Origin of the sequence: Mesorhizobium sanjuanii, assembly GCF_002529485.1 — a bacterium.
Taxonomy (GTDB): Bacteria; Pseudomonadota; Alphaproteobacteria; order Rhizobiales; family Rhizobiaceae; genus Mesorhizobium; species Mesorhizobium sanjuanii.
Map to the genome: position 1 here is coordinate 1 of NZ_NWQG01000149.1, position 3,498 is coordinate 3,498.

Here is a 3,498-nt window from a genome sequence, read left to right on the forward strand (position 1 = left end):
CTTGTTCTTCAATCCCAACGGCAAGCCGCCCGGCCGTTTTTCCGACCTGTTGAAATGGCAGCTGGGCGGCGAACGCTCGAAATGGCCGGCGGCCCAGCCGAGCCCGTTTCATCAGGCAAGACCGGCCGAGCGCGTCGATGGCGCCGAACTGCGGCTGACCATGGTCGGCCACTCCTCGCTGCTCATCCAGACGGCCGGCCTGAACATCCTCACCGACCCTGTCTGGTCGCCGCGTGCCTCGCCGCTGTCCTTTGCCGGGCCGAAACGGGTCAATCCGCCGGGCATCATCTTCTCCCATTTGCCGCCGATCGACCTCGTGCTGGTCAGCCACAATCATTACGACCATCTCGACCTCGCCACGCTGAAGCGGCTGAAGGCCAGGCACGACCCACTGGTGCTGACGCCGCTCGGCAACGACGCCATCATCGATCAAGCCGTGCCTGGCATGCGGCTGTCGGTGCATGACTGGGGCGACCGGGTCGACATCGGCAAGGAGGTCGCCGTTCATGTCGAGCCGGTGCATCACTGGTCGGCGCGTGGCGCGCGCGACCGGCGCATGGCGCTGTGGGCCGGCTTCGTCGTCGAGACTCCGGCCGGAAAGGTCTATTTCGCCGGCGACACCGGCTTTCACGACGGCGCAAATTACCGGCTGATGGCCGAGAAACATGGCGGCTTGCGCCTCGCCATCCTGCCGATCGGCGCCTATGAGCCGCGTTGGTTCATGGCGCCGCAGCACCAGAACCCGCAAGAAGCGGTGCAAGGCATGAAGCTTTGCAACGCCGCCCATGCCGCCGGCTGCCATTGGGGCACGTTCCAACTCACCAACGAGCCGATCGACGAGCCGGCCCGGAAGCTGGCCGAGGCGCTGGACGCCGAAGGCCTGCCACAGGAATGCTTTCGCGCCTTGCGGCCCGGCGAGGTCTGGGACGTGCCGGCGGTCTAGCGAAGGAACCCAAATCGCTGAAACGCGTTGTGTCGCCGACACAATTGGGAGCCTTCCATGATCAAATGGATCATCATTCTTCTGATCGTCGCTGCCGCGGCAAGCCTGCTCGGCATGCCGGCACTGGCAGGGGCTGCCGCGACCGGCGCCCGAATTCTCATCGGCATCGTTCTCCTCATCTTCCTGTTGATCGTACTTGGCGTTTTTGCGGTGACGTGAGAACGTCCGCCGATAACGCGCCGCACTGGTAATTCCGGCCCGTTTCCGCCATATAGCGCCAAACGGACACGGCTAACCGACGCGGAACCACCGGAGCATGGCAGGCACGGCCCCCTTCGCCAGGATGAACGGCATCGGCAACGAGATCATCGTTGCCGATATGCGCGGTCGTGCCGATCGGGTAACCGCGGCTGCCGCCATTGCGCTGAACGCCGATGCCGCGACCAAGTTCGATCAGATCATGGCGATCCACGACGCCAGGACCCCGGGCACCGCCTTCTTCATCGACATATTGAATTCCGATGGAACCGGTGCGCAGGCCTGCGGCAACGGCATGCGCTGCGTCGTCCAGGCGCTCGCCGCCGAGACCGGCCAGAAGACCTTCACCTTCGAGACCGTCGCCGGCATCCTCAACGCCAGGGAACATGCTGACGGATCGATCTCGGTCGACATGGGCACACCGCGTTTTGGCTGGCAGGACATCCCGCTGGCCGAGGAGTTCCGCGACACCCGCATGATCGAATTGCAGATCGGCCCGATCGATGCGCCGGTGCTGCATTCGCCCTCGGTCGTTTCGATGGGCAATCCGCACGCCATCTTCTGGGTCGACCGCGATGTCTGGTCTTACGAGCTCGACCGCTTCGGCCCGCTGCTGGAAAACCATCCGATCTTCCCCGAGCGCGCCAACATCACCATTGCACAGGTCACTTCGCCCGAAACCATGGTCATCCGCACCTGGGAGCGCGGCGCCGGCCTGACCAAGGCCTGCGGCTCAGCCGCCTGTGCCGCCGTCGTCGCTGCCGCCCGCACCAAGCGCACTGGACGCAGTGTCACGCTGGTGACGCCCGGCGGCGGCGAACTGCATGTCGAATGGCGCGACGACGACCACGTCATCCTGACCGGTGCCGCCGAATGGGAATTTTCCGGCAGCTTCGACCCGTCGACCGGCGTATGGGCCCGCGACACCGAAAGCGCCGCCTGATGGGCGCTGTCTCCAACAAGGGTATCGAGGTCGTCACCTTCGGCTGCCGGCTGAATACCTATGAATCCGAAGTGATGCGCAGCCAGGCCGAAAACGCCGGCCTCGGTACGCTGGAAGGCGGCGCTATTATTTTCAACACCTGCGCCGTCACCGGCGAAGCGGTGCGCCAGGCCAGGCAGTCGATCAGAAAAGCCCGCCGCGAGAATCCCGGGGCGCGCATCATCGTCACCGGCTGCGCCGCGCAGACCGAGCCGCGGAATTTCACCGCCATGGACGAGGTCGATCTCGTCCTCGGCAATGAGGAGAAGCTTCAAGCGCATTCCTATCGCGCACTGCCCGATTTCGGCGTCAACGACACCGAGAAGGCGCGCGTCAACGACATCTTTTCGGTGCGCGAGACGGCCGGCCACATGGTCGAAGCCATCGAGGGCCGGGCGCGCGCCTTCGTCCAGGTGCAGAATGGCTGCGACCACCGCTGCACCTTCTGCATCATTCCTTATGGCCGTGGCAATTCGCGCTCGGTGCCGATGGGCGCCGTGGTCGAGCAGGTCAAGCGGCTCAGCGACAATGGCTATGCCGAGATCGTGCTGACCGGGGTCGACATGACAAGCTTCGGCGCCGACCTGCCGGGTGCTCCGAAGCTTGGCAAACTGGTCAAGACGATCCTGAAGCAGGTGCAAGGCGTAAAGCGCCTGCGGCTTTCTTCCATCGATTCGATCGAGGCCGACGACGACCTGCTCGACGCGATTGCCACCGAGCCACGGCTGATGCCGCATCTGCATCTTTCGCTGCAATCCGGCGACGACATGATCCTGAAGCGGATGAAGCGCCGGCACAGCCGAGACCAGTCGATCCGCTTCTGCGAGGATGTCAGGAAACTGCGCCCCGGCATCGTGTTCGGCGCCGACATCATCGCCGGTTTCCCGACCGAGACCGAGGCGATGTTCGAGAATTCCGAAAAAATCGTTGGGGAATGCGGCCTGACGCATCTGCACGTCTTCCCGTACAGCCCGCGCGAAGGCACGCCGGCAGCGCGCATGCCGCAGGTCCGCCGCGAAGTGGTCAAGCAGCGCGCCGCCCGGCTGCGCCAGGCCGGTGAAGCCGCCTACAGCCGGCATTTGTCTGCGCTCGCCGGCAGCCGCCAGTCGATCCTGATCGAGCGGGACGGTCTCGGCCGCACCGAAGGGTTTACGCTTGCCGCGATCGCGGCAGGCGCGCCGGGCGAGATCGTCGAGGCCGATATCGCCGGCCATGACGGCGCTCGCCTGATCGCGGCGCCCCTCGCTGCCCGCGCCGCCTGAGACGATTGAAGCATGGCCGGTTTTTTCAAGAAGATATTCTCGTTCGGCAAGAA

General features: G+C 64.9%; 4 protein-coding genes. All 4 read left to right on the top strand.

All coding sequences use genetic code 11. The annotated features are described in order from the left end of the window. Position 1 precedes the first annotated feature (1 nt). The 4 genes from CN311_RS21105 (at position 2) to mtaB (ending at position 3,445) form a co-directional block, all read left to right on the top strand. Positions 2–943: an MBL fold metallo-hydrolase gene (locus tag CN311_RS21105; protein WP_245440897.1), complete on the top strand. Its 942-nt coding sequence runs from the start codon at positions 2–4 to the stop codon at positions 941–943. A 57-nt stretch (positions 944–1,000) separates the two neighbouring features. Then, complete coding sequence (locus CN311_RS21110) at positions 1,001–1,162, top strand: DUF1328 family protein (RefSeq protein WP_006327034.1); 162 nt, start codon at positions 1,001–1,003, stop codon at positions 1,160–1,162. Positions 1,163–1,259: 97 nt separating this feature from the next. Further along, the gene (gene dapF, locus CN311_RS21115) at positions 1,260–2,144 is read left to right on the top strand and encodes a diaminopimelate epimerase (RefSeq protein ID WP_097575646.1); all 885 of its coding nucleotides are present in this window, start codon (positions 1,260–1,262) and stop codon (positions 2,142–2,144) included. Beyond that, on the top strand, positions 2,144–3,445 hold the full coding sequence (gene mtaB, locus CN311_RS21120) for a tRNA (N(6)-L-threonylcarbamoyladenosine(37)-C(2))-methylthiotransferase MtaB (RefSeq protein ID WP_097575647.1): 1,302 nt from the start codon (positions 2,144–2,146) through the stop codon (positions 3,443–3,445). Before dapF ends, mtaB begins: the two co-directional genes overlap by 1 nt. Positions 3,446–3,498 lie beyond the last annotated feature (53 nt).

What these genes read in the sequence shown, in the direction of transcription:
- CN311_RS21110 (WP_006327034.1), top strand. Translation starts at nt 1,001, where the DNA reads ATGATCAAATGGATCATCATTCTTCTGATCGTCGCTGCCGCGGCAAGC.
- dapF (WP_097575646.1), top strand. Translation starts at nt 1,260, where the DNA reads ATGGCAGGCACGGCCCCCTTCGCCAGGATGAACGGCATCGGCAACGAG.
- mtaB (WP_097575647.1), top strand. Translation starts at nt 2,144, where the DNA reads ATGGGCGCTGTCTCCAACAAGGGTATCGAGGTCGTCACCTTCGGCTGC.